The sequence below is a fragment of the Sphingomonas sp. SORGH_AS_0789 genome (assembly GCF_031453055.1).
Taxonomy (GTDB): Bacteria; Pseudomonadota; Alphaproteobacteria; order Sphingomonadales; family Sphingomonadaceae; genus Sphingomonas.
On sequence record NZ_JAVIYV010000001.1, the window covers coordinates 139,755 to 161,735 of the forward strand.

Below are 21,981 nucleotides of genomic sequence, written 5' to 3' on the forward strand. Positions count from 1 at the left end.
CGCTGACGCGATGGTTCCCCTCCCCAGCATGGCCTGGAGGGAGGGAATGAAAAAGGGGCGGCGGCCTTTCGGCCCCGCCCCTTCTCCAAACACCGGGAAGCCGATCAGCCGAGCAGCGTCTTGGCGAATTCGCGCACCGCCGGGCCGATGTCCTCGCGTGCGAGGCCCAGCGCCAGGTTGGCGGTCAGCCAGCCCGCCTTGTCGCCGCAGTCGTAACGCTGGCCGTCGAAGGTGAAGCCGTGGAACGGCTGGTTGCCGATCAGCTTGGCCATCGCGTCGGTCAGCTGGATCTCCCCGCCCGCGCCCGGCTCCTGCGCATCGAGGATCTGCATGACCTCGGGCTGGAGGATGTAGCGACCGGGGATCATCAGGTTCGACGGCGCCTTGCCCTTGGGCTTCTCGACCAGCGCGGTCACTTCGGTCAGGCGACCGTCCTGCTTGCCGGGCGAGATGATGCCGTATTTGTCGGTCTCGCTGTCGGGCACTTCCAGCGCGCCGATGACGTTGCCGCCGACCTGGTCATAGGCTTCGACCATCTGCTTCATGAAGCCGCCGACCATCAGTTCGTCGGGCAGCAGCACCGCGAACGGCTCGTCGCCGACGATCTCGCGCGCGCACCACACGGCATGGCCCAGGCCCAGCGGCTCCTGCTGGCGGACATAGACGGGGCTGCCCGGCTTCTGGCGGATGCCCTCGATCACGGCGAGCGACTTGCCGCGCGCCTTCATCGTGGCTTCCAGTTCGTAGGAGATGTCGAAATGATCCTCCAGCGCGCCCTTGCCGCGGCCGGTGACGAAGATGATCTGCTCGATCCCCGCTTCCAGCGCTTCCTCGACCGCATATTGGATCAGCGGCTTGTCGACGACGGTCAGCATTTCCTTCGGCATCGACTTGGTCGCCGGCAGGAACCGCGTACCGAGCCCGGCCACCGGGAAAACCGCTTTGCGAACTTTCTTGATCGTCATGAAACCTCCCTGGGACGAAGCGGCCCTATCTGCATCATGCACTGCAACAAAGTGCCGTGATGACAAAACGCGGTTAGGGTGTCTTTAAATGCGACAAGCTACAGGTAAACCGCATGAATCGGGCCCCCATCCTCGTCGTCTTCGGCACAAGACCCGAAGCGATCAAATTGTTTCCCGTGATCCGGGCCCTGTCGCTGGCGACGGGGCGGCCGGTGCGGACCTGCGTCACCGCGCAGCATCGCGGGATGCTGGACCAGGTGCTGGCGATCGCCGGGCTGACGCCCGACCATGACCTGGACCTGATGGAACCGGGCCAGTCGCTCGATCGGCTGACCGCACGGCTGCTGACCGGGCTGGGCGAGGTGATGGACCGCGAGACCCCCGCGATGGTCGTCGTGCAGGGCGATACCGCCACCGCCATGGCGGGCGCGCTGGCTGCCTATTACCGCAAGGTGCCGGTCGCGCATGTCGAGGCCGGACTGCGTTCGGGCGACATCTATCAACCCTGGCCGGAGGAAGTGAACCGGCGGATGATTGCCCCGATCGCCGCGCTCCATTTCGCCCCGACCGAAACCGCCGCGGCGGCGCTGCGGGCCGAGGGGATCGCCACCGAGCGCGTGCATGTCACCGGCAACAGCGTGATCGACGCGCTGCACTGGACCCGCTCGCGCATCGCCGCCGAGCCTGCGCTGGCCGCCGATCTCGATCCGGTGCTGGCGCGGATGGCGGGTCGGCGGATCGTCCTGGTCACGACCCATCGGCGCGAGAATTTCGGCGACGGCATGGCCGCCATCGCCCGTGCGCTGCGCCGGATCGCCGCGCGGGCGGATGTCGGCATCCTCTTTCCCGTCCATCCCAATCCGCAGGTCGCCAGCGTGATGGACCGCGAGCTGGGCGACCATCCCGGTATCGCGCGCATCGCGCCGCTCGACTATCCGCATTTCGTCCGGGCGCTGGACGCCGCGCATATCGTCCTGACCGATTCGGGCGGTGTGCAGGAAGAAGCCCCCGCGCTCGGCAAGCCGGTGCTCGTCATGCGCGAGACGACCGAGCGGCCCGAGGGCGTCGCGGCGGGCACCGCGCGGCTGGTCGGCACCGACCAGGACCGGATCGTCGCCGAACTGTTCGCGCTGCTCGACCAGCCCGACCGCTATGCCGCGATGGCGCGCGCCCACAACCCCTTCGGCGACGGCGACAGCGCCGACCGGATCAGCAGGATCATCACACATGCCCTTGGACACTGAATTCGCGGTCACGGTCATGGGGCTGGGCTATATCGGCCTGCCCACCGCCGCGATCATCGCGCGCACCGGCGCGATGGTGACCGGCGTCGACGTCACGCCTTCGGTCGTGGAAACGATCAATTCGGGCCGCGTGCATATCGAGGAGGTCGATCTCGACGGTCTCGTCTCCGGCGTGGTGTCGCGCGGATTGCTCAGGGCGGCGCTGACGGTCGCGCCCGCCGACGTGTTCGTCATCGCAGTGCCGACGCCCTTTACCGAGGCGCGGCAGCCCGACATCACCTATGTCCTCGAAGCCGCGCGTGCGGTCGCGCCGGTGCTGAAGACCGGCGACACGGTGATCCTCGAATCGACCTCGCCCGTCGGCACGACCGAGCAGGTGCGCGACCTGATCGCCACCCTGCGCCCCGACCTGAAGATGCCGGGGCTGGCGCGTGCGGGCGAGCAGGCCGATCTCGCCATCGCCTATTGCCCCGAACGCGTCCTGCCGGGACGCATCCTGGTCGAGCTGATCGACAATGACCGGGTGATCGGCGGCATCACCCCGCGCTGCGCGCGCAAGGCGCTGGCCTTTTACCGGCGCTTCGTGCGCGGCGCCTGCGTCACCACGACCGCGCGCGCGGCGGAGATGACCAAGCTCACCGAAAACGCGTTCCGCGACGTCAACATCGCCTTCGCCAACGAACTCAGCCTGGTCGCCGACACGCTGGGCGTCGATGTGTGGGAGGTGATCCGCCTCGCCAACCGCCATCCGCGCGTCAACATCCTGTCGCCCGGCCCCGGCGTCGGCGGGCATTGCATCGCGGTCGACCCCTGGTTCCTGGTCGCCGCCGATCCGCAGAACACACCGCTGATCCGCACCGCGCGCGAAGTGAATGACGGCAAGACCGCGCATATCATCGCCCGCGCCAGTGCGATGATCGAGGCGCAGGGACCGGACCGCCCGGTCGCCTGTCTCGGCCTGGCCTTCAAGGCGAATATCGACGATTTCCGCGAAAGCCCCGCGCTGAAGGTCGCCGCCGCGCTGGCCCGACGCTTCGGCGCGCGAATCCGGATCGTCGAGCCTTATGCCCGGTCGCTGCCCTCCGGCTTCGACGGGACCGGCGCCACCCTGATCGACATCGACACCGCGCTGGAAACTTGCGACGCCATGGTCGTTCTGGTCGATCACGACATCTTCCGATCGGTTCCCCTGGAAGAGCGACGCGGCAAGACGGTGCTGGATACGCGCGGGCTGTGGCCCGACCAGGCCTGAGACCGCGCTTCGCGTTTGCGTGGGGGGCCGGGGGAGATTAAGGACAACCGCCTGTTGCGGATTTAAAGCCACCCATGCTTGCCAAATTATTGAATCTGCGCAAACGCGCGCCCGAGTTCGTGCCCTTCATGCAGCCTGGCCTTCGGGTCTATGCGATCGGTGACATTCACGGTCGGCTCGACCTGCTCGACACGCTGCTGGCGCGGATCGAGGCCGATGACGCGGCGCGCGGTCCGGCCGAGCGGCATATCATCTTTCTCGGCGACCTGATCGACCGTGGCCCCCATTCGGCCGAGGTGCTGGAGCGGGTGAGCGGACTGTGCGCGGCGGACCACCGGGTGCATTGCCTGATGGGCAATCACGAGGAGATCCTGATTCGCGCGCTCCAGGGTGAGGACAAGGCGCTCCGGCTGTTCTGCCGCGTCGGCGGGCGGGAGACCATGCTGAGCTATGGCGTGACGGCCGAGGACTATGAACGGCTCGACTATGCCGAAGTCGCCGAGCGGTTGAAGGCCGTCATCCCCGCCACGCATCGCGAGTTCCTGAGCGATCTGAAAGAGATCATGGTGCTGGGTGATTATGCGTTCGTCCATGCGGGCGTCAGGCCGGGTATCGCCATCGCCGACCAGAAACTGGCCGAGACCCGCTGGATCCGCGATCCCTTTCTCGACCATCGCGGCGTGCTGGAGAAGGTCGTGGTGCATGGCCATACCGTCGCGGACGAGGTGGAAATCCTGCCGCATCGCATCGGCATAGACACCGGCGCCTACCAGACCGATCGCCTGTCCGCGCTGATGCTGGAAGACGGCATCCAGGAGATTTTCACCACTTGAGGTCGGTTTACCGAGGCGAAACGTTTGCCGAGGCATTCCGTTTGTCGGCAAAGCACAGTATAGCCGCCAAGCGGTGAAGCAATGTTGCAATGCCGCACCAGTGCGGGAGCATAACTGTCCCGCACTCGTTGGTGGGGTTGCCATGGTACGGCTGCCGTGTCATGAGCCCACCGACATTTATCAAGGGAGTTTAACATGCGTCTTGGGAAGTTTCTCGTCGCCGCTGCCGCCGTTTCGATGACCGTTGCCCCGGCGATGGCTGCGAACCCGGCTGCCAGCCTCTCGGTTTCGAAGTCGGTTCGCGCTTCGGCTCCGGCTGCCAAGAAGAACGGCCTGGCCGGTGGTGGCGTTCTCGTTGCGGTTCTGGCGGCTGCTGCCGTCGTCGCCGGCATCGTGGTCGTCGCCGACTCGTCGGACAGCAACTAAGTTGCTTCAGCCTCACGGCTGAAAGGAATAGCGGCCTTCGGGCCGCTATTTTTTTGCCTGATTTCCGGGGCTCGCCGGATTATGGCGCTTGGAATTGCCGGGGGGGGGGGTGTCGCTCAGCGATCCAGCTAAATCGCACTTCCTTCTGGGCTGAAACCGACAGACCGGCCTAGGGCCGCTCGACATTCAGCGATGCCTTATCCCTCCCTCGCCCCTCGCAGAGGGGAGAGGGTTGCGCAGACTTGGCCTTTGCGAGAGCAAAGGCTTAGTCGGAGCTGGGTGAGGGGTGGGCGCTCGCGAAGCTAGCGCGCGAGCCTTTGGGCTCGCTCAATCCCTCACCCAAGCTGTGCTAGCCAGCAGGCTTGCAAGCTTCGCTAACCCTCTCCCCTGTCCAGGGGAGAGGGGAAGAAGACACAATACTGAATGTCGATCCGGCCTAGATCCATAGCTGGGGATTTGGCGCAAGACAGGCACCGCCCTGGCCTTCGACTTCGCTCGGGTCGACTGGCGAAAGTAGAGTTATGCTGATCCGCTTCCTCTTTGGAAAGCCGCAAGGAGGCAGCGTCGAACGGTTACAATAAACTGCCATCCCCACCCCGCGGACAAACGAAAATCGCCGGAGTCCATAGGACCCCGGCGACTATTTTCGATCGGCAGGAGGGTCGCTAGTGCGACCGACCGGTCAGCGCGGCGAGGAGGCACCGGGGACGCCGCCGGGCATCGCCCCGGGCGCGCCGCCCATCATCGACTGTTGGGCCTGCATCTGGCGCAGGACCGATTCGGGGATGAAGTCGATCAGATCGACATCGAACACCAGCGTCGAATTCGCCGGAATCGCACCGTTCGCGCGGTCGCCATAGCCCAGCTTGGCAGGCAGCCAGAAGCGATACTTCGCGCCCTTTGGCATCAGCTTGAGCGCCTCGGCAAAGCCCGGCAGGACACCCGAAAGCGGCATCGGGGCCGGCTGCTGCGACTTGTCGAAGACGGTGCCGTCGATCAGACGACCGGTATAGTTGATCAACGCCACGTCGCTGGCGGTCGGATGCGCACCGCCATTGCCGGGCACCAGCACCTTGTACTGCAAGCCCGAAGCGGTCGTCTCGACACCCGGTCCACGCGCCTCGCGCAGGAGCGCGGCATCGCCCTGGCGCGCCAGCAAGGCCGCCACCACGATCGCGGCCGCCACCGCGACCCATATCCAGACCAGATAGGCACGCCGGACGGGACGAAGGGGAACAGCGGTTACGGACATGCCTGTTTCTCGCTCTGTGCGTTGGCGTTCGTGGTACGCATCAAGGATGCGGCGCGCGAAGCGCGAATCGATTCGTCCAGGCGAATCGATAGCCGGTGGGACCGTTCCCCACCCCAGGCCGCTCGGAGCGACGGGGCGGGGACGATCCGCCGGATATTACCGGGCGCCGTCGCGCTCGGCGCGCTTGCGCTCCAGCTTGCGCGCACGACGAACCGCCGCCGCACGCTCACGAGCGCGCTTTTCCGACGGCTTCTCGTAGTGGCGACGGAGCTTCATCTCGCGATACACGCCTTCCCGCTGCAGCTTCTTCTTGAGCGCGCGGAGGGCCTGATCCACATTGTTGTCGCGAACGATGATCTGCATAAAAACGAATTGCTCCGGCAAAACAGGATAAAGCGGCCACAGAACAACTGTAGCCGCATCGTTGGGCGCTCCTAGCAGGGGAGTCTGCCCAATACAACCCGTCGGTGCGGATTTCGCCCCGTCCGCCAAGGCGACATGAACCATAATGTCATGTGCCAGCCATGCCGACGTGATGTCGCCACCGCTATCACGCCGTTCGTCCGGTTTCATCCCCGTGTACCGGACACCCCTGTATGACATGTCGGCTCATTCCCCCGAGTGACCGGCATCATGACGCGGCGCCTCCCCTGTCGCTGCGTTTGCCCCGGTCCGAACTCCCGTCGGACCGGGGCCCCCTTTCGGGGGACAGGCGACATGGCTAAGGCAGGCCGCATGACCGCGCCCGACCTTTCCAATCCGCTGATCCTGTACAACAGCCTGACCCGCGCGCCCGAGACGTTCCGGCCGATCGATCCGGCCAATGTCCGCGTCTATTCCTGCGGGCCGACCGTCTATAATTACGCGCATATCGGCAATCTGCGCGCCTATGTCTTCACCGACACCCTGGCGCGCGTGCTGCGCTGGAAGGGTTGGCCGCTGACCCATATCATCAACATCACCGATGTCGGCCACCTGACCTCGGACGCCGATGCGGGCGACGACAAGATGGAGGCCGCCGCGAAGAAGAGCGGCCAGGACATCTGGGCGATCGCCGCGCATTACACCCGGACCTTCAAGCAGAATCTGAAGGATCTGGGCATCGCCGAGCCGACCCGCTTTCCGCTGGCGACCGATCACGTGCCCCAGATGATCGCGTTCGCCAAGGCGATCGAGGCCAAGCATTGCTATCGCCTGCCCGACGGGCTGTATTTCGACGTGACGACGGTGCCCGATTATGGCCGCCTTGCCCGCCACCAGGACGATGAAGGCGAAAGCCGGATCGATCCCGTCGCGGGCAAGCGCCATCCGGCGGACTTCGCGATCTGGCGCGCCTCGGCACCCGGCGAGAATCGCCAGATGGAATGGGACAGCCCCTGGGGCCGCGGCGCGCCCGGCTGGCATCTGGAATGCTCGGTGATGAGCAAGCAATATCTGGGCGCGCAGTTCGACATCCATACCGGCGGCATCGATCACCGCGAAATCCACCATCCCAACGAGATCGCGCAGAACCAGGCGCATGGCTGCACCGCCGAGACCGGCGCCAATATCTGGATGCACAACAATTTCCTGGTCGACCGCACCGGCAAGATGTCCAAGTCCTCGGGCGAGTTCCTGACGCTCCAGGCGCTGGTCGATCGGGGCTTCCACCCCCTCGCCTATCGGTTGATGTGCCTGCAGGCGCAGTATCGTTCGGAAATGGAGTTTGGCTGGGATGGCCTCGCCGCCGCGCAGGTGCGGCTGAAGCGACTGGTCCAGACGGTCGAGGGGCTGCGCACGCGGGCCGATGCGCCCGCCAAGGGCGATGCGGCGGCCTATCGCGAGCGGCTGGACGCCGCGCTGTCGGACGATCTCGCGACGCCGCGCGCGCTGCCCGTGCTCGACGAGATGCTGGCCGACAAGAAGCTGTCGCCCGGCGTGCGGCTGGCCGCGCTCGCCGATTTCGACGCGACGCTGGGGCTGCAACTCGCGACGCTGACCCGCGCCGACCTGCGCACCCGGCCCAAGGCGGCCACGCTCGACGAAGCGGGGATCGAGGCGCAGCTGGCCGAGCGGCGCGCGGCGCGGGCGGAGAAGGACTTTGCCCGGTCGGATGCGATCCGCGACACGCTGCTCGCCGCCGGGGTCGAGGTGATGGACGGCGATCCGCTGGGCTGGGACTGGAAGCCGGTGTTACCGGCCGCCTGATCCCCGGCGCCAGCCGCCATATCCGCCACGCGGCGACCGCAGGCGCAGGCCGATGAACAGCACGGTGGGCCAGAACATCGTATTGGCGATGTCGCCCAGCGTGTCGGCCCAGCGCCACGACCCGTAATGCAGCCGGTCGAGGACCTCGTTGCCCGCCTCGGCCAGCGCGACGCAGAGCAGCGGGATCGGGGTCGCCAGCGACTTGCGGGTCAGGATGCGGGCGAGAAACAGAACCGCCATGCCCGCATGGACGTGCAGCAGGCTGTCGGCCATGCCGGTTCCGTCACCGACCCATTGGATGAAGGCGGCATAGCGTGCGGGAATATCCATGGCGGCCGCTTGCCCGGCCCGGACAGGGGTGACAAGCCCCCTTGCTCCGAATGCGAAAGGCCCGCCACCCCGACGACCGGGATGGCGGGCCTTTTATCGACCGCTCAACGGGATAGGACGTCGGTCAGAAGCTGCTCCAATCGTCATCGTCCTGCCTGACCGCCAGATTGCCCTGAGAGGGCACCGGCGCGGCCATGCGGCGCGGCGCGGGCGATACCGCCGCCGGCCGCCGGATCGCGACGACGGGCGCGGCGGGCTGGGGCAAGCCGCCCTCGATCCGGAAGCGGCCGATCTGCTCCTCCAGCGCCTGGGTCTCGGCGGACAGCGCCCGGACGGCGGCCGTCACCTCCTCGACCATGGCGGCATTGGCCTGGGTCACGCCGTCCATGTCGTTGATCGCCAGATTGACCTGCTGAATGCTGGTCGCCTGCTCGGACGCCCCGCCCGCGATCGATTCGACCAGTCCGGCGATGTCCTGCATCCCCGTCGCGATCAGGCGCAGCGAATCGTCGGTCTTGTTGGCCAGTTCCACGCCGCTGCGCACCCGGTCGACCGTGGTGGTGATCCGCGCGCTGATGTCGCGCGCCGCCTCCGCCGAGCGTTCGGCCAGCGCACGCACTTCGGAGGCGACCACCGCAAAGCCCTTGCCCGCGTCGCCCGCGCGCGCCGCCTCGACGCCCGCATTCAGCGCGAGCAAATTGGTCTGGAAGGCCAGGCCGTCGATCACCGCGATGATCTCGGCGATTTCGCTCGACGAACGCTCGATGTCGCCGATCGCCGACACGGTGCGGCGGACGATCTCCTCGCTGTTGCCGACGTCGCTGCTCGCCTTGCGGACGATCGTCTGCGCCGATTGCGCCTTGGCCGCGGCGGCGGTGACCGACTGGGCGATCTCGTTCATCGCGGCCGAGGTTTCCTCGATGCTGGCCGCCTGCTGCTCGGCGCGGCGGGCCAGATCGTCGGCGGCCTGGTTCATCTCCACCGTGCCGCTGCTGATCCCAGCCGCATTGACCCGCACCGCGCCCAGCGAGCCCGACAGCCGCGACACCGCCATGTTGAAGTCGCGCTCGATGGCGGCATAGGAAGGCGGGAAGCCGCTCAGCTTGACCGTCAGGTCCGAACCGGCGAGCTGCTCCAGCGCCTCGCCGATCTGGCTTACCATCTGGTTCTGCTCGGCATCGGCCTGCGCCTTGGCGACGGCGGTGTCGCGGAAGACGACGACGGCGCGCGACATGCTGCCCAGTTCGTCGCCGCGTTCGGCATCGGGAATCGCGATGTCGTTCCGCCCCCGCGCCAGCGCATCCATCACCCCGGTCAGCCGGACGATCGGCCGACCCAGCGCCCGCGACAACAAAATGGCCATCGCGACGGCGACACTGATCATGATGAGACCACCGATGATGAGGCTCCATTGCGCCGTCCACAGCACGATCTTGCGCTCGTTGCGGACCACCCCCATCACCTCGACCATCCGGGCGCGCAGATCACGCAAGGGTTGCAGGATCACCGTGACCCGCGACCGCTCGCTATTGGCGCGGAGCCAGGCCTGCGCGCCCTCGCGGTCGGTCCGGCTGCGCGCGATCAGCGGGTCGCCGATGTCGCGGCGCCATTCCTCCATCCTGGCATGCGACGCCGCTACCTCGGCGCGCGCCCTGGGGTCCTCGACCAGCGCCCTGTCCAGCTCCGCCGCCGCCTGCCTCTCGGCGGCCCGTGCCGTATAATATTGCGTCAGATAGGCCTCGTCCCCGGTGATCAGGAAGCCGCGCATCTGGCTGTTCTCGCGCTGGACGCCGCCCTCCATGTCCAGCGTGGTGGTATAGGTGGTCTGCGCATGGACGCTTTTCTTCGTCGTCCCCTCGATCCGTGACAATGCCCACCACAAGGTCCCCATCATCGCCAGGACCGACAGGACGACGATGGCGAAGGACAGACCGATTTTCTTCGGTATGGGCATGGAAGAGAGCATGACGAATCCTGGCAGGTCGAAAGCCCCTTCGCTTCCGATTGCCTCCGACTCCTAAGCGGTGACTCCAAATAGTTGGTTAAGCCGTTACACAGGGAATGGGTTTTGCGACGGACCGATTATTGCAGCGCCGCCCCCGCCCGGTCGATCAGCGCGGGGCGATAGGGAATCGGCGCCCCCGCCGGGATCGCGGCGATCTCGGCCGCCACCGCATCGGCACGCGCCGAGGACGAGGGATGGGTCCGGCTGCGGAACAGGCCGCCATCGACCTCGCCGCCATGTTCGCGCCAGAAGCGCACCGCATCCTGCGGGTCATAGCCCGCATTGCGCATGAGGTGCGCGCCCAGCAGATCGGCCTCGGTCTCGGTCTGGCGGAACAGCCGCCCGTTGCGCCCGAACTCCGACAGCAACCCGCGCTTGACGCCCGCCGCGTCCAGCCGCTCGCGATGGTGCAGGATGTTGTGCGAGAATTCATGCGCGACGACGACCGCGATCATCCGGTCGTCGAACCGCTCGAAGAAGCGCGATCCGATCTGGACGATGTCCCCGTCCGCCGAGGCGGTCAGGTCGGGGCCGATCCTCATCTCGAACCGCGACCGGCAACCCGGCTGCGCGGCCACCGTCACGTCGCGCCGCTCACCATGGCGCAGGATGGTCAGGCGCAGCGGACGATCGGCGGGCTCGGCGGCGATCCGGCGCTGGGCGGCGTCGCGCGTGGCGCTGTTGGCCTGCGTCGCACCGGCCGGATCGACCGCCAGGGGCTGGCCATCGACCGCCAGGATCGTGTCGTCGGGGGCGATCCCCGCCTTGTCCGCCGCGCTGCCCGGCACCACCGCCTCGACCGCGACCGGCCCCTCGAACCCGAAGGTCGCCGGGAGTTCCTTGCGCAGCGCGGGCTCATATTGATCGATCGCATGGATGACGAGGCCGGGCGTCGGCGCCGTATCCCGGCACAGCGTGACATTGGCCGTCGCCAGCCGCCACGCGATCGTCGCCAGCCGAAGGTCCGCCGCGCGCATCGCATCGAACAGCGCCCGGTCGTCCGTCGCCGCGACCGCGACGGGGGGGGCGGCGCGGGCCGGCACGGGTGGCGCCACGACCAGCGATAGAGCGGAAAGCGCGACCATGGCGGCCGATGGGAAGAGCGAACGCGACATGGGCCCCCTGCTAATCGCTTCCCCACCGATCCGCAAAGCCCGCCGCCGCAACGGCCAACGGCTCGGCGCAAAGCCGTATCATGCGCAACAATCGGCGCGACTTGAGGGGCCCAAACGCCAACTTCATTGCGTATCCCCACGATTCGGCGCATGGCGGGCAAATCAACAAAGAAGACGAAAGAGCAGGATATCATGGCCGCGAAATGGGCCCCCGACAGCTGGACGAGCGCCGAAGCCCGCCAGCTTCCCAACTATCCCGACCGTAACGCGCTGGACGCCGCGACCCGTACGCTGGCGACCTATCCCCCGCTGGTCTTTGCGGGCGAGGCGCGCAGCCTGACCGCCGAGCTGGCCGAGGTGGCGGCGGGCCGGGGTTTCCTGCTCCAGGGCGGCGACTGTGCCGAGAGCTTTGCCGAGCATAGCGCCAACAACATCCGCGACACCTTCCGCGTCATCCTCCAGATGGCGGTCGTCCTGACCTTCGCCTCCAAGCTGCCGGTGGTGAAGCTGGGCCGCATGGCGGGCCAGTTCGCCAAGCCGCGCTCGGCCGATACCGAGGTGATCGGCGGGGTCGAGCTGCCCAGCTATCGCGGCGACAATGTCAACGACATCGCCTTCACGTCTGAGGCACGCGTGCCCGATCCGCAGCGGATGCTGCGCTCCTATGCCCAGTCGGCGGCGACGCTGAACCTGCTGCGCGCCTTTGCGCAGGGCGGCTATGCCAATCTGCACCAGGTGCATCGCTGGACCCACGACTTCATGGGCCGCAGCCCCTGGGCGCAGAAATATGCCGAGACCGCCGACCGCATCGGCGAGGCACTGGACTTCATGGCGGCGTGCGGCATCGACCCCGCCTCGGTCCCCCAGCTGGCGCAGACCAGCTTCTACACCAGCCACGAGGCGCTGCTGCTCCCCTATGAGCAGGCGCTGACCCGGCAGGATTCGCTGACCGGCGACTGGTACGACACCTCGGCCCACTTCCTGTGGATCGGCGACCGCACCCGCTTCGAGGGCTCGGCGCATGTCGAGTTCCTGCGCGGCATCGACAACCCGATCGGCGTGAAGTGCGGACCCAGCCTCGAGCCCGAGGCGCTGCTGCGCATGCTCGACACGCTGAACCCCGGCCGGGTGCCGGGCCGGATGACGCTCATCACCCGCTATGGCCATGACAAGATCGAGGCGCATCTGCCCAGGCTGGTCCGTGCCGTCACGCGCGAGGGGCATCCGGTCGTCTGGTCGTGCGACCCGATGCACGGCAACACGGTCAAGGCGGCGACCGGCTACAAGACCCGCCCCTTCGACCGTATCCTGGCCGAGGTGCGCGGCTTCTTCGCCGTGCACCGTGCCGAGGGGACGCATGCGGGCGGTATCCATGCAGAGATGACCGGGCAGAACGTCACCGAATGCACCGGCGGCGCGATCGACGTCACCGAACAGTCGCTGGCCGACCGCTATCACACGCATTGCGACCCGCGCCTGAATGCGGGCCAGAGCCTGGAACTGGCCTTCCTGCTGGCCGAGATGCTCAACGAGGAAATGGCCGAACGCCGCAAGGCCGCCGCCTGATCCGGATTTCGGGGCGGGGAAGCCGCAAGGCTCCCTGCCCCGATCTTATCCACAGTTTCCGTACACCGTCCGCTTGACGCCCCGCCCCACCCCCGCTAATTGCGCCCCTCCACCGCAAACGGCCCCTTCGTCTAGCGGTCTAGGACGTCGCCCTCTCACGGCGAAAACACGGGTTCGAGTCCCGTAGGGGTCACCAGCGCCCGCCAAAATGGCGGATTTGCGCGGTTTTGACGCTCTTCATGGACGCTTTACCCATCCTTGTGTACAAAGGATGCGTACAAAGTGATCCGCATGGCTGCTCCGTTCAAAGATCCTCGCACTGGCATTTTCTATTTCCGTCGGGTCATTCCTGAGGCGCTTCGGCCGTTCTTTGACGGCGCGTCGCGCGAGTACAAGCGGACCCTCGATACGCGCGATCCGGATGAAGCTCGTCAGCGCTACCACCCGCACGCCATCGTTTATGACCAGAAGCTGGCGGCAGCGCGGCGCAGCCTTGCCAGCCAGCAACTTCGATCGGCGCGATCCATGGTCGACGCCTATCTTGACGGCGTCAGCGACCAGCAACTGCAAGGCATGGCGCAGAAACTGGCGTCGCTCGAATTCGGTGCTTTCCAACACGCCCACGGCCTAACCGACCATGAGCCCGGTTCGCGCTATGACTTCGGCAGCCCGCCGGAACGGCCTGACCTCCAAAACTTCGGCGACCGCAAGAAGATGCTGGAGGCAGTGCCGGACTTCAGCCCGCTGCCTTGGCTTGAAACGCTACGGCGGATTTCCACTCTCCCGTCGCTGGATCCGATCGACTGGGCCATCCTCGCAATCGCGTTCAACAGCGGCATTGCCCAGCCAATCGACCCAGCGCTCTACGAAGCGATCGGCCAAGCCTTTCTTGACAGGCTTTCCGAGGCCTGCACGCCAAAGATCGATCCGGCCCGCACGCGCATCCTGCCATCCGCCCTCCCGTTCGGCGTGGTGCCAAGTACTCATCACGCGGCCGCAGGTCTGCAGTCGCCAGAAACCTCGTCGAACGCTTCGGTACCGACCATTACCAAGGTCTTCGAGGATTGGGCTGTGTCCCAGCCCCGCGAGCCCAAGCTCGTCGACGAATGGCGTACCGCGATTACTCGGTTCGCCCGCCTGCACAACGATCCGCCCGTCGATACCATCACCGCGTCGATGGTCCGCACCTATCGCCGGACTTGTGCGGCGTTGCCGTCGCGCGTGGGCAAGGCGATTAACGCGCTTCCGTTGCTCGAGCAGGTGGAACTCGCCAAGGCGCAGGGGCTAAAAGTACTCGCGCCCGCAACGGTCAACAAGGCGCTGTCCGCCATCCGCGTGACGCTCGATCATGCCGTCGAAGAACTCGAAGTCATAACCGAGAACGTAGCGAAGACTGTCAAGTCCCTCCCAAAAAACGAGATCGAAGACCCTCGCCTGCCGTTCGAACCGCAGGATCTCGTCAAAATCTTCAGTGCAGAGCTTCCGAACAAGAGCGGTGTTGCACCCAGCACCCTGGCCTGGACTTTGCTCTTGGCTCCCTTCACCGGATGCCGACTGGAGGAACTGGGCAAGCTGCGTCCAGGTAACGTCAGGACCTACGACGGCATTCCCTACATCGCGATCGAGCCAGATCGCCTGCGTGTCCGCGAGGAACAGGAAGGCCCAGCCAAGCGGATGAAGACCGCGAGTGCCAAGCGCGATATCCCACTGCACCCCGTCCTCATAAAAGCGGGCTTCCTCGATCTGGTGGCCAAACGAAGGGAGGAGAATGCCGAATGGCTTTTTCCGGAACTAGACACCAACAAATATGGCAGCCGGACACAGCGCCTTTCGCGGGTAATGAACGACTTCCTCGATAGTATCGGGCTATCCGATTCAGAACTGGTCTTCTATTCGTTCCGCCACACCGGCAAACGGGCGATTCGGGGCAAGGCTCCCGCCGAAATAGTCGACCTGTTGTTCGGTCATGCCAACGGATCGGTCAGCACGCACTATGGGCGCGGCGCTGATATGCGGGTGCTGCGCGATGCCATTGAGAAGATTAGCTATCCGGAAGTGGACTGGAATCGCGTCGTCGAGCGCTTCATTACAGTATCCAGCCAAAAGTGATTGCGTCGAAACTGATGTTGCATCCGTGTCGCAGAACACCTCGACCCACTATCGGCAACGCAGCGACTGAAAGGCAGCACCAAAAACTGCCGCTCGTTCATTTAAATAATTGGACGGTTCAAACGAGCTCAAGGAGGCGCTTGGAACGGCTTGGATTGGGGACAACGTTAACTGGCAGCCTTTGACACGCTGACGCGCGCAGCTGCCGTTAGCTCCGTGACATTGTCGCCCCTGCAGTAACGATTTTAGGTCGTTACGATGCCCTTGATCCGGTCGATCCCCTCCTGATACCAGAACCACTGGCCGCCCAGCAGCACTGCAAATCCCTTCGCCGGATCCTTCAGGTCGTTGAGCTTCCAAGCCTGTGTAAATTGATAGGCGGTAATGGCCAAGCCGTCGTCGTCGAGCAGCCTTTTGATGGCCTCTGTCATCCGATACTTTGGACGCTCGACGTGCTTGATTGCTACCTCCACGTTGGAGCCGACCGGACTATAGATCACAGCCTGATCCGCCTTCTTGGCGTTGTTCGTCACCTTCGGCACCACGTAGACCCGGAAGGAGTAGGCGGGATCGTCGAACTGGGCCTGCGACATCGGCCCCTCGATGAGCGCATTGACGACAGCGACCGCCTTGGCGACCGGCACCGCGCCCTTAAGCGCGTTCGCGGACTGCAGGGTCAGCGCTTGGAGCTGGATTGCGAACGCGAGGTCGTGGGAGAAGTCGTACTTGCTGCCGAAGTTGTCCTTAGCGAACCGCAGGAAGTTTAATGCGTTCGCCTGTATCTTCGCTTGCAGCGCATCGTTAACGTCCTCAGCCGACCGGTGCTCGATCGCGTTTCTGATCGCGATCAGGTATTTGAGGTTGGCCTTCTCGCCCGCTGACAGCCCTGACTGCGGCCGCTCGATGCAATAGCCCAACTCCCAGAGCTTCTCCTGACCGTCGATCATGACCGGTGAGCCATCGGCGTTCTTGAACGCCGGCGTCACGCCCTGTTGGGTCAGTCGCGCGTGTAGGAGATATGTCCAGGCAATGATGGACAGGACAATGAATGTCTCGGATCGGGTGGACAGCGTGTTATTGTTGTAGACGAGGACGGCGGTCTTAAATATCTCGACGGCCTTGCGGACCTGCGCGCCCGCATAGGTGGTTGCATAGAACCCGAGCTGCTCGGCCAGCGCGGCCAGCTTGGCATACTGGTAAAGAAGCGCATCCACCTCCCCAACGGTTGCGGCTGCTATCGCGGCGTAGCGGGGCTTCGTACCTTTCCGAATTGCTCCGATCTCGCGGTGGTTGAAGTTTCGGTCGAGGAAGCTGAAGATCGCCAACACCTGCTGGTCGTTCAAAGCCTTATGCTGGATCAGGCCCTTGATGAGGCCAACCTCTCGATCTGACAGAACGACCTTAGCCATACGTCGCGCAGCCCCCTTGTCCTCCAAGCTAGATCATGATTAGCAATGGAGTCGATACGGCGTACTGAACCGCCCCGGGTTTGTCGGAGGCTCCAACTCCTGAGAAGGTGGAGCCTGTATGAGTAAGACGACGAACAAGTTTGCGCCTGAAGTCCGCGAGCGAGCGGTAAGGATGGTGCTGGATCACGAGCGCGATCACCCATCGCGATGGGCAGCGGTAGTTTCCATTGCCGAGAAGATTGGCTGCGTTCCGCAGACGCTGCATGAGTGGGTAAAGAAGGCGGAGGTGAACAGCGGCAAGCGCGCTGGCGTTCCGACCGAGGTCGCTGACAAGATGAAGGCGCTAGAACGCGAAGTCCGCGAGCTTCGACAGGCCAACGAGATCCTGCGCAAGGCATCCGCATATTTTGCCCAGGCGGAGCTCGACCGCCCATTCCGGCGATGATCGCCTTCATCGACGATCACCGTAAATCCTATGGGGTCGAGCCGATCTGCCGCGTCTTGCCGATCGCCCCATCGACGTATTTCGAGCGTGTCGCGCAGCGGCAGGATCCAATGCGCCTGTCGGCGCGGGCACAGCGGGATCAGGTTCTCAAGCCCGAGGTGGCGCGTGTGTTCGCCGAGAACTTCGCGGTCTACGGCGTCCGCAAGGTCTGGCGGCAGATGATGCGCGAGGGCTTCCCGGTCGCCCGCTGCACTATCGAGCGGCTGATGCGCGATATGGGTCTACAGGGCGTGATCCGGGGCAAGCCGGTTCGCACGACGATGAGCGACAAAGCAGCGCCGTGCCCGCTGGATCACGTCAACCGCAGGTTCTACGCGCCAGCGCCGAACATGCTGTGGGTGTCGGATTTCACCTACGTCGCTACCTGGGCGGGGTTCGTCTATGTCGCCTTCGTCATCGACACTTACGCGAGACGCATCGTCGGCTGGCGGGCGAGCAGGACAGCGCATGCCAGCTTCGTCCTCGATGCTTTGGAACAAGCGCTTCATGACCGCCGGCCGGCCCATCGAAGCGGTCTCGTCCATCATAGCGACCGTGGGTCGCAAGGCGGATTCAACCGGTCGTCGCAACGCTTCGAAAATGGAGGCGGACGATGGATATAAAGAAGCGGCGTTCGGACCGGTGCACACGGTCACAGTTGCGGTCTCCGGGACGGCCGCCAGTCGCCAATCGGGAAGAGCGTGAACTGTTCTGGCGGTATGTAGCTGCCGGGATGAGCAGCGAGGCGGCAGCGGTGAAGGCAGGAGCGTCACAACCGGTTGGCAGCCGCTGGTTTCGGGAGGCAGGCGGGATGCCACCGGCAGCGTTCAGGCCATCGGCGAAGCCCTTATCGGGCAGATACCTGTCGCTGGCGGAACGCGAGGAGATCGCGCTGTTGCTGGTTCAAGGGCATGGCGTCTGTGAGATAGCCCGCCGGCTCGGCCGTGCTGCCTCGACCATCTCGCGCGAGATCCGGCGCAATGCCGCGACGCGCAGCGGCAATTTCGACTATCGTGCGACGACGGCCCAGTGGCATGCCGAGCGGGCGGCACGCCGTCCCAAGGTCGCCAAGCTTGCAGCCAATGAAGGGCTGAGGCGCTGGGTGGAAGATCGGTTGAGCGGCGTCGTTGCCAGACCCGGTGGCCCGTCTGTCATCGGCCCGACGGTGGCATCATGGAAAGGGCGGCGACATGGACGGCGCCAGAACCGGCGCTGGTCAACGGCATGGAGCCCGGAGCAGATTGCCGGTCGTCTGCCCATCGACTTTCCGGACGACGACAGCATGCGCATCAGCCACGAAGCCATCTACCAGGCGCTGTTCGTGCAAGCCCGCGGCGCCCTGCGCCGTGACCTCACCGCATGCCTGCGCAGCGGCCGGGCTCTCCGCGTGCCACGGGCGCGGGTTGGTCAGCGCGGCAAGGGCTTCGTGACGCCGGAGATCATGATCAGCGAACGGCCCGCCGAAGCCGATGACCGTGCGGTGCCGGGCCATTGGGAAGGCGACCTCATCCTCGGGGTCGGCAGCTCGGCGATCGGGACGCTGGTCGAACGGTCGACGCGTTTCACGATGCTGCTCCATCTGCCCCGTATGGATGGTCACGACGCCAAGCCGCGTATCAAAAACGGACCGGCGCTGGCTGGGCATGGCGCCGAGGCCGTGCGGGATGCCATTACCCGTACCATCACCACCTTGCCCAGGGAGTTGCGCCGCTCGCTCACCTGGGATCAGGGCGCGGAGATGGCGCAGCACGCCCGTCTCAAGATCGATGCAGGCGTGCAGGTCTATTTCTGTGACCCCCAAAGCCCCTGGCAACGCGGCACCAATGAGAACACCAACGGGTTACTGCGCCAGTACTTCCCCAAGGGCACCGACCTCAGTGCACATAGCGCCGATACGCTCGCGGCGGTTGCAGCGACCCTCAATGATCGACCACGCAAGACGCTTGGCTGGAGAACACCGGCCGAGGCGCTTGACCAATGCCTCGCAAAGATCAAACATTACGGCGTTGCGACGACCGGTTGAATCCGCCCAATACGTCTCCATCAAATACACCGAGCGCCTCGCCGAAGCCGGGATCGAGCCATCGGTTGGCAGCGTCGGCGACAGCTACGACAACGCTTTGGCCGAGACGATCAATGGCCTCTACAAAGCCGAGGTGATCCACAGGCGTGGGCCGTGGCGCAGCTTTGAAGCCGTCGAATACGCCACGCTCGAATGGGTCGACTGGTTCAACCATCGCCGGCTGCTGGAGCCCATCGGCAACATCCCGCCTGCCGAAGCCGAAAAGCAATATTATGCTGCCGCGGAGAACCTGGATATGGCAGCGTAACTCACAACCCACGGCCTCCGGCAAACCCGGGGCGGTTCATATCGATATCTTCGGTAGCTTACCCTCATACTATGCCACCAAGATGAGATGGATCGCCGTACCGCATGCCATCTGGTCGATGGCGTAAAGCGCTTGTGCGTCTTTAATGCCCTGCCCCAGGAACCATTGCTGCGCCGGCACAGCGAACGCGAAATTCGGATGAGGCAATCTACGGTGATCGGCCATCGCGCTCATGTCTGAAACTGTCGACCGGACGAACCAACGAGGGTTTAGGCTTGCTGACCGTCTGAACCATCGGCGCCCGTCCGCTTCTTCGACGACAAGCGCGAATGCCGCAGGATGAACATCGGCAAGCCGCAAGGCGGCAGCCATCGCGCTGACGCCGAACGCGGCCGCAACTTGATAGACGAGATCGAATGACATCGAGACGCCAGCGACCAATGGTTCCAGCATGAAGCGGGGCATGAGCAGGTCAGCAGCATACCCGTCCGCCTGGCGTTCGCAGCCCGCCGCTCCGTCTTGTCGGGCGGCGGCGCCATGGCAGATCAGCTGTTGGCCGCGATGGTGGTGCCAATGACCGAGTTCATGCGCGACGGAGAAACGCTGCCGGACGCGGCTGGCCCGGTCGTCGACCGTGATGATTGCCCGGTCGCCCAGACCAACGATCCGCGCATCGCCAACGCCAAGGCGACGATAGCGCACCGTTGCGCCAACGGCACAGGCGATGACCTCGACGTCGATCTCGCCGGGTTCGGTGATGCCGAGGTCATGCAGGAGGCGTTCGGCAGGCGGATCAACCGCGTCCGTCACGCAGGGCGGTCGCCTGTTTCGTGGTCGAGTTCGGCGAGATCCTCGATCAGGTCGTCGATATCATGGCCGTCGTTGCCGCGGGCAGCCAGCGTCATGCGCAAGTCGGCATCGCCCGACATGGCTTGCTGCAACTGCGCCCGCAGACGCGCTCGATCGATCGGTACGACCCGGGCATCGGTGCCGGCATCGAGTTTGGCCCGAATCGCGCGCAGGTTCGCCTTCTTCACTGCCAGCTGTGCCTGGGCGATCTCGGCCTGCAGGTCGGCCAGTTCAGGTTCGACATCCTCACCGTCGAGGAAGTCGTCCAACAGTCGCAGTTGCATCAGTTCGTCCGCGTCAGTGGTCATGGTATGCTCCTGTCCTTGGCGGCGGCCGCCAGCTTGCGCTGCAATTGCTTGCGCAACGATGCGAGGCTCTTGGCATCGAGCCCCAGCCGGTTCTGCAAGGCGATACCCTTCTCGCCGTCGAGCACCGCATCCAGCAAGGTGACCAACTGCGGGTCGTTCCCGATCGACTGCTGGATCGCGGCGAGGGTCCGGCGATAATGCAGCGCATCATGCCCGACCTGCTCCGGACTGGGCGCCAGCGAGGCCATCGCCAGCGTATCGTCGTCGAGGTCGAGCGGGACCGGGTGCAGGCCGTCGCGTTCGGCTTCGCGATCCTGCGAGGTCAGGCTGCGCATGATCCCGATCAGGAAGTGGACGATTTGATAGCCTCGCCGACATTGGCGACGACCATCGAGCGCCCGGACGAACGCCTCCTGCCGAAGGTCACTGGCAAGCATGTAATGCCCCTGCGCCAGATAGAGAGACCGCCGCCGCAGGTAGCTGTGGTCGGTTGTCGTCATTGCCTCCAGCATCGCATTAACCTCGGCAGTCGAATAGACATCGGCGGGCGGCTGAACCGGTGTTGCTGTCGGCGTGACGGCTGAGATGACGGCCTCCCTTACTCTATAAAGCGGACGGCTCGGCATTCTCGGACAGAAGCATGAAATATTTATTGGCCGCTGTCCGAATTTGTGAGGTCGTCCGCTTTATAGGTAGAGAGGTTCTGTCACCGGGATGATGAGCCGTCACGATCGGTCGACGCGATGATCGACCGACAGTGTCAGCCGGATCGGATCAGGCCGCCAGCGGTCGGGTCCGGACGGCAGCACGATCGGCGAAAGCTGCGCGGCGAGCGACCAGCTTGGCGAGCCGCGCCTCGGCGCGGGCAATGCCCTCGTCACGGTCAGCCGGCTGGTTGGCCAGTTGGATCAGTTCGCCAGGTGCGAGCCGGTACGCCTTGCGGATGCGGGGCTGCGGCAGGATGATCGCCCGCGATCCATTGCGGCTCAGATACAGGCCGCAGTCGGTCTGCAGGTGGCAGATGCCGTCGCGTACCGCGCACAGCGTGATGCCGGTCAGGTGATAGCCGTCTTCGCCATCGGCAAAATCCAGATACACCAGATCGTTGCCGCTGCTGTGCGCGATGGCGCCCATCCGCAGCCGCCCTTCGGCTCCGCCCATTTCGCCGGCGAGGATCGCCGCGCCGGGCTTCATCGTGCGGCTGCCGACCAGCATCTGGGCGACAGCCTCGGTGTAGCAGCGGATGATCGCGGTCTTGTCGGTCGTCATTATCGTCTTCTCCATTTTCATCCCCGGATTGGGGACCATCCTCCTTCC

19 protein-coding genes, 1 tRNA gene, 2 pseudogenes and 1 other annotated feature are annotated in these 21,981 nt (G+C 65.1%); of the genes and pseudogenes, 11 read left to right on the forward strand and 11 right to left on the reverse strand.

Features of this window, described 5'->3' with window-relative positions; genetic code table 11:
• Positions 1–104: 104 nt before the first annotated feature.
• Positions 105–965, reverse strand: a complete 861-nt coding sequence (gene galU, locus QE360_RS00605) for a UTP--glucose-1-phosphate uridylyltransferase GalU (protein WP_307104062.1) — start codon at positions 963–965, stop codon at positions 105–107.
• Between the two features lie 113 nt (positions 966–1,078).
• On the opposite strand from galU, the gene wecB reads away from it, so the two are divergent.
• From wecB to QE360_RS00625, 4 genes are all read left to right on the forward strand, one after another.
• Positions 1,079–2,209: a non-hydrolyzing UDP-N-acetylglucosamine 2-epimerase gene (wecB, locus tag QE360_RS00610; protein WP_309698479.1), complete on the forward strand. Its 1,131-nt coding sequence runs from the start codon at positions 1,079–1,081 to the stop codon at positions 2,207–2,209.
• On the forward strand, positions 2,193–3,461 hold the full coding sequence (wecC, locus tag QE360_RS00615) for a UDP-N-acetyl-D-mannosamine dehydrogenase (protein WP_309698481.1): 1,269 nt from the start codon (positions 2,193–2,195) through the stop codon (positions 3,459–3,461). Before wecB ends, wecC begins: the two co-directional genes overlap by 17 nt.
• 128 nt (positions 3,462–3,589) lie before the next feature.
• Positions 3,590–4,294, forward strand: a complete 705-nt coding sequence (locus QE360_RS00620) for a metallophosphoesterase family protein (protein WP_309698483.1) — start codon at positions 3,590–3,592, stop codon at positions 4,292–4,294.
• A 195-nt stretch (positions 4,295–4,489) separates the two neighbouring features.
• Complete coding sequence (locus QE360_RS00625; protein ID WP_307104054.1) at positions 4,490–4,720, forward strand: hypothetical protein; 231 nt, start codon at positions 4,490–4,492, stop codon at positions 4,718–4,720.
• A 682-nt stretch (positions 4,721–5,402) separates the two neighbouring features.
• Here the strand turns inward: QE360_RS00625 and QE360_RS00630 are convergent.
• Together QE360_RS00630 and rpsU are read right to left on the reverse strand one after the other, a co-directional pair.
• The gene (locus QE360_RS00630; RefSeq protein WP_309698486.1) at positions 5,403–5,972 is read right to left on the reverse strand and encodes an FKBP-type peptidyl-prolyl cis-trans isomerase; all 570 of its coding nucleotides are present in this window, start codon (positions 5,970–5,972) and stop codon (positions 5,403–5,405) included.
• Positions 5,973–6,128: 156 nt separating this feature from the next.
• A complete protein-coding gene (gene rpsU / locus QE360_RS00635; protein ID WP_007404630.1) occupies positions 6,129–6,335 on the reverse strand; it encodes a 30S ribosomal protein S21 in 207 nt (68 codons plus the stop codon).
• A gap of 372 nt (positions 6,336–6,707) precedes the next feature.
• Between rpsU and cysS the strand changes: the two genes are divergently transcribed.
• Positions 6,708–8,159, forward strand: coding sequence for a cysteine--tRNA ligase (gene cysS, locus QE360_RS00640; RefSeq protein WP_309698487.1), 1,452 nt, complete (start codon positions 6,708–6,710; stop codon positions 8,157–8,159).
• Here the strand turns inward: cysS and QE360_RS00645 are convergent.
• From QE360_RS00645 to QE360_RS00655, 3 genes are all read right to left on the reverse strand, one after another.
• The gene (locus tag QE360_RS00645) at positions 8,145–8,489 is read right to left on the reverse strand and encodes a hypothetical protein (protein WP_307104047.1); all 345 of its coding nucleotides are present in this window, start codon (positions 8,487–8,489) and stop codon (positions 8,145–8,147) included. The two genes, cysS and QE360_RS00645, sit on opposite strands and share 15 nt — an antisense overlap.
• A 124-nt stretch (positions 8,490–8,613) precedes the next feature.
• Positions 8,614–10,455, reverse strand: coding sequence for a methyl-accepting chemotaxis protein (locus tag QE360_RS00650; protein ID WP_309698489.1), 1,842 nt, complete (start codon positions 10,453–10,455; stop codon positions 8,614–8,616).
• Between the two features lie 116 nt (positions 10,456–10,571).
• Entirely contained in the window at positions 10,572–11,609 is a 1,038-nt protein-coding gene (locus tag QE360_RS00655) for a M48 family metallopeptidase (protein ID WP_309698491.1), read from the reverse strand.
• Positions 11,610–11,801: 192 nt separating this feature from the next.
• Between QE360_RS00655 and QE360_RS00660 the strand changes: the two genes are divergently transcribed.
• The 3 genes from QE360_RS00660 (at position 11,802) to QE360_RS00670 (ending at position 15,284) form a co-directional block, all read left to right on the forward strand.
• Positions 11,802–13,175, forward strand: a complete 1,374-nt coding sequence (locus QE360_RS00660) for a class II 3-deoxy-7-phosphoheptulonate synthase (RefSeq protein WP_309698493.1) — start codon at positions 11,802–11,804, stop codon at positions 13,173–13,175.
• Positions 13,176–13,295: 120 nt separating this feature from the next.
• Positions 13,296–13,371 (forward strand) — tRNA-Glu (locus tag QE360_RS00665).
• Between the two features lie 95 nt (positions 13,372–13,466).
• Complete coding sequence (locus QE360_RS00670) at positions 13,467–15,284, forward strand: site-specific integrase (RefSeq protein WP_309704000.1); 1,818 nt, start codon at positions 13,467–13,469, stop codon at positions 15,282–15,284.
• A 245-nt stretch (positions 15,285–15,529) separates the two neighbouring features.
• Here the strand turns inward: QE360_RS00670 and QE360_RS00675 are convergent, their stop codons facing one another.
• The gene (locus QE360_RS00675; RefSeq protein WP_309698495.1) at positions 15,530–16,693 is read right to left on the reverse strand and encodes a DUF3644 domain-containing protein; all 1,164 of its coding nucleotides are present in this window, start codon (positions 16,691–16,693) and stop codon (positions 15,530–15,532) included.
• A 118-nt stretch (positions 16,694–16,811) separates the two neighbouring features.
• Between QE360_RS00675 and QE360_RS00680 the strand changes: the two are divergent.
• From QE360_RS00680 to QE360_RS00690, 3 genes and pseudogenes are all read left to right on the forward strand, one after another.
• Positions 16,812–17,785, forward strand: a pseudogene (locus QE360_RS00680) (IS3 family transposase); the annotation flags it as partial.
• Positions 17,093–17,209 (forward strand) — a sequence feature (AL1L pseudoknot). It overlaps the preceding pseudogene by 117 nt.
• 5 nt (positions 17,786–17,790) lie before the next feature.
• Positions 17,791–19,200, forward strand: a complete 1,410-nt coding sequence (locus QE360_RS00685) for an IS30 family transposase (RefSeq protein WP_309698497.1) — start codon at positions 17,791–17,793, stop codon at positions 19,198–19,200.
• A 4-nt stretch (positions 19,201–19,204) separates the two neighbouring features.
• Positions 19,205–19,507: pseudogene (locus QE360_RS00690) on the forward strand (integrase core domain-containing protein); the annotation flags it as partial.
• 69 nt (positions 19,508–19,576) lie between these two features.
• Here the strand turns inward: QE360_RS00690 and QE360_RS00695 are convergent.
• The 4 genes from QE360_RS00695 to QE360_RS00710 form a co-directional block, all read right to left on the reverse strand.
• A complete protein-coding gene (locus tag QE360_RS00695) occupies positions 19,577–20,317 on the reverse strand; it encodes an ImmA/IrrE family metallo-endopeptidase (RefSeq protein ID WP_309698499.1) in 741 nt (246 codons plus the stop codon).
• Entirely contained in the window at positions 20,314–20,664 is a 351-nt protein-coding gene (locus QE360_RS00700; protein ID WP_309698501.1) for a hypothetical protein, read from the reverse strand. Before QE360_RS00700 ends, QE360_RS00695 begins: the two co-directional genes overlap by 4 nt.
• Positions 20,661–21,164, reverse strand: coding sequence for a hypothetical protein (locus tag QE360_RS00705; RefSeq protein WP_309698502.1), 504 nt, complete (start codon positions 21,162–21,164; stop codon positions 20,661–20,663). The genes QE360_RS00700 and QE360_RS00705 overlap by 4 nt, the downstream gene beginning before the upstream one ends.
• Before the next feature lie 274 nt (positions 21,165–21,438).
• Positions 21,439–21,933 (reverse strand): hypothetical protein, encoded by a 495-nt coding sequence (locus QE360_RS00710; RefSeq protein ID WP_309698505.1) that lies wholly within the window; start codon positions 21,931–21,933, stop codon positions 21,439–21,441.
• Between the last annotated feature and the right edge of the window lie 48 nt (positions 21,934–21,981).

What these genes read in the sequence shown, in the direction of transcription:
- wecB (WP_309698479.1), top strand. Translation starts at nt 1,079, where the DNA reads ATGAATCGGGCCCCCATCCTCGTCGTCTTCGGCACAAGACCCGAAGCG.
- QE360_RS00660 (WP_309698493.1), top strand. Translation starts at nt 11,802, where the DNA reads ATGGCCGCGAAATGGGCCCCCGACAGCTGGACGAGCGCCGAAGCCCGC.
- QE360_RS00655 (WP_309698491.1), bottom strand. Translation starts at nt 11,609, where the DNA reads ATGTCGCGTTCGCTCTTCCCATCGGCCGCCATGGTCGCGCTTTCCGCT.
- wecC (WP_309698481.1), top strand. Translation starts at nt 2,193, where the DNA reads ATGCCCTTGGACACTGAATTCGCGGTCACGGTCATGGGGCTGGGCTAT.
- QE360_RS00700 (WP_309698501.1), bottom strand. Translation starts at nt 20,664, where the DNA reads ATGACCACTGACGCGGACGAACTGATGCAACTGCGACTGTTGGACGAC.
- QE360_RS00625 (WP_307104054.1), top strand. Translation starts at nt 4,490, where the DNA reads ATGCGTCTTGGGAAGTTTCTCGTCGCCGCTGCCGCCGTTTCGATGACC.
- QE360_RS00675 (WP_309698495.1), bottom strand. Translation starts at nt 16,693, where the DNA reads ATGGCTAAGGTCGTTCTGTCAGATCGAGAGGTTGGCCTCATCAAGGGC.
- rpsU (WP_007404630.1), bottom strand. Translation starts at nt 6,335, where the DNA reads ATGCAGATCATCGTTCGCGACAACAATGTGGATCAGGCCCTCCGCGCG.
- QE360_RS00705 (WP_309698502.1), bottom strand. Translation starts at nt 21,164, where the DNA reads ATGACGACAACCGACCACAGCTACCTGCGGCGGCGGTCTCTCTATCTG.
- QE360_RS00650 (WP_309698489.1), bottom strand. Translation starts at nt 10,455, where the DNA reads ATGCTCTCTTCCATGCCCATACCGAAGAAAATCGGTCTGTCCTTCGCC.
- galU (WP_307104062.1), bottom strand. Translation starts at nt 965, where the DNA reads ATGACGATCAAGAAAGTTCGCAAAGCGGTTTTCCCGGTGGCCGGGCTC.
- QE360_RS00685 (WP_309698497.1), top strand. Translation starts at nt 17,791, where the DNA reads ATGGATATAAAGAAGCGGCGTTCGGACCGGTGCACACGGTCACAGTTG.
- QE360_RS00620 (WP_309698483.1), top strand. Translation starts at nt 3,590, where the DNA reads ATGCAGCCTGGCCTTCGGGTCTATGCGATCGGTGACATTCACGGTCGG.
- QE360_RS00670 (WP_309704000.1), top strand. Translation starts at nt 13,467, where the DNA reads ATGGCTGCTCCGTTCAAAGATCCTCGCACTGGCATTTTCTATTTCCGT.
- QE360_RS00645 (WP_307104047.1), bottom strand. Translation starts at nt 8,489, where the DNA reads ATGGATATTCCCGCACGCTATGCCGCCTTCATCCAATGGGTCGGTGAC.
- QE360_RS00630 (WP_309698486.1), bottom strand. Translation starts at nt 5,972, where the DNA reads ATGTCCGTAACCGCTGTTCCCCTTCGTCCCGTCCGGCGTGCCTATCTG.
- QE360_RS00710 (WP_309698505.1), bottom strand. Translation starts at nt 21,933, where the DNA reads ATGACGACCGACAAGACCGCGATCATCCGCTGCTACACCGAGGCTGTC.
- cysS (WP_309698487.1), top strand. Translation starts at nt 6,708, where the DNA reads ATGACCGCGCCCGACCTTTCCAATCCGCTGATCCTGTACAACAGCCTG.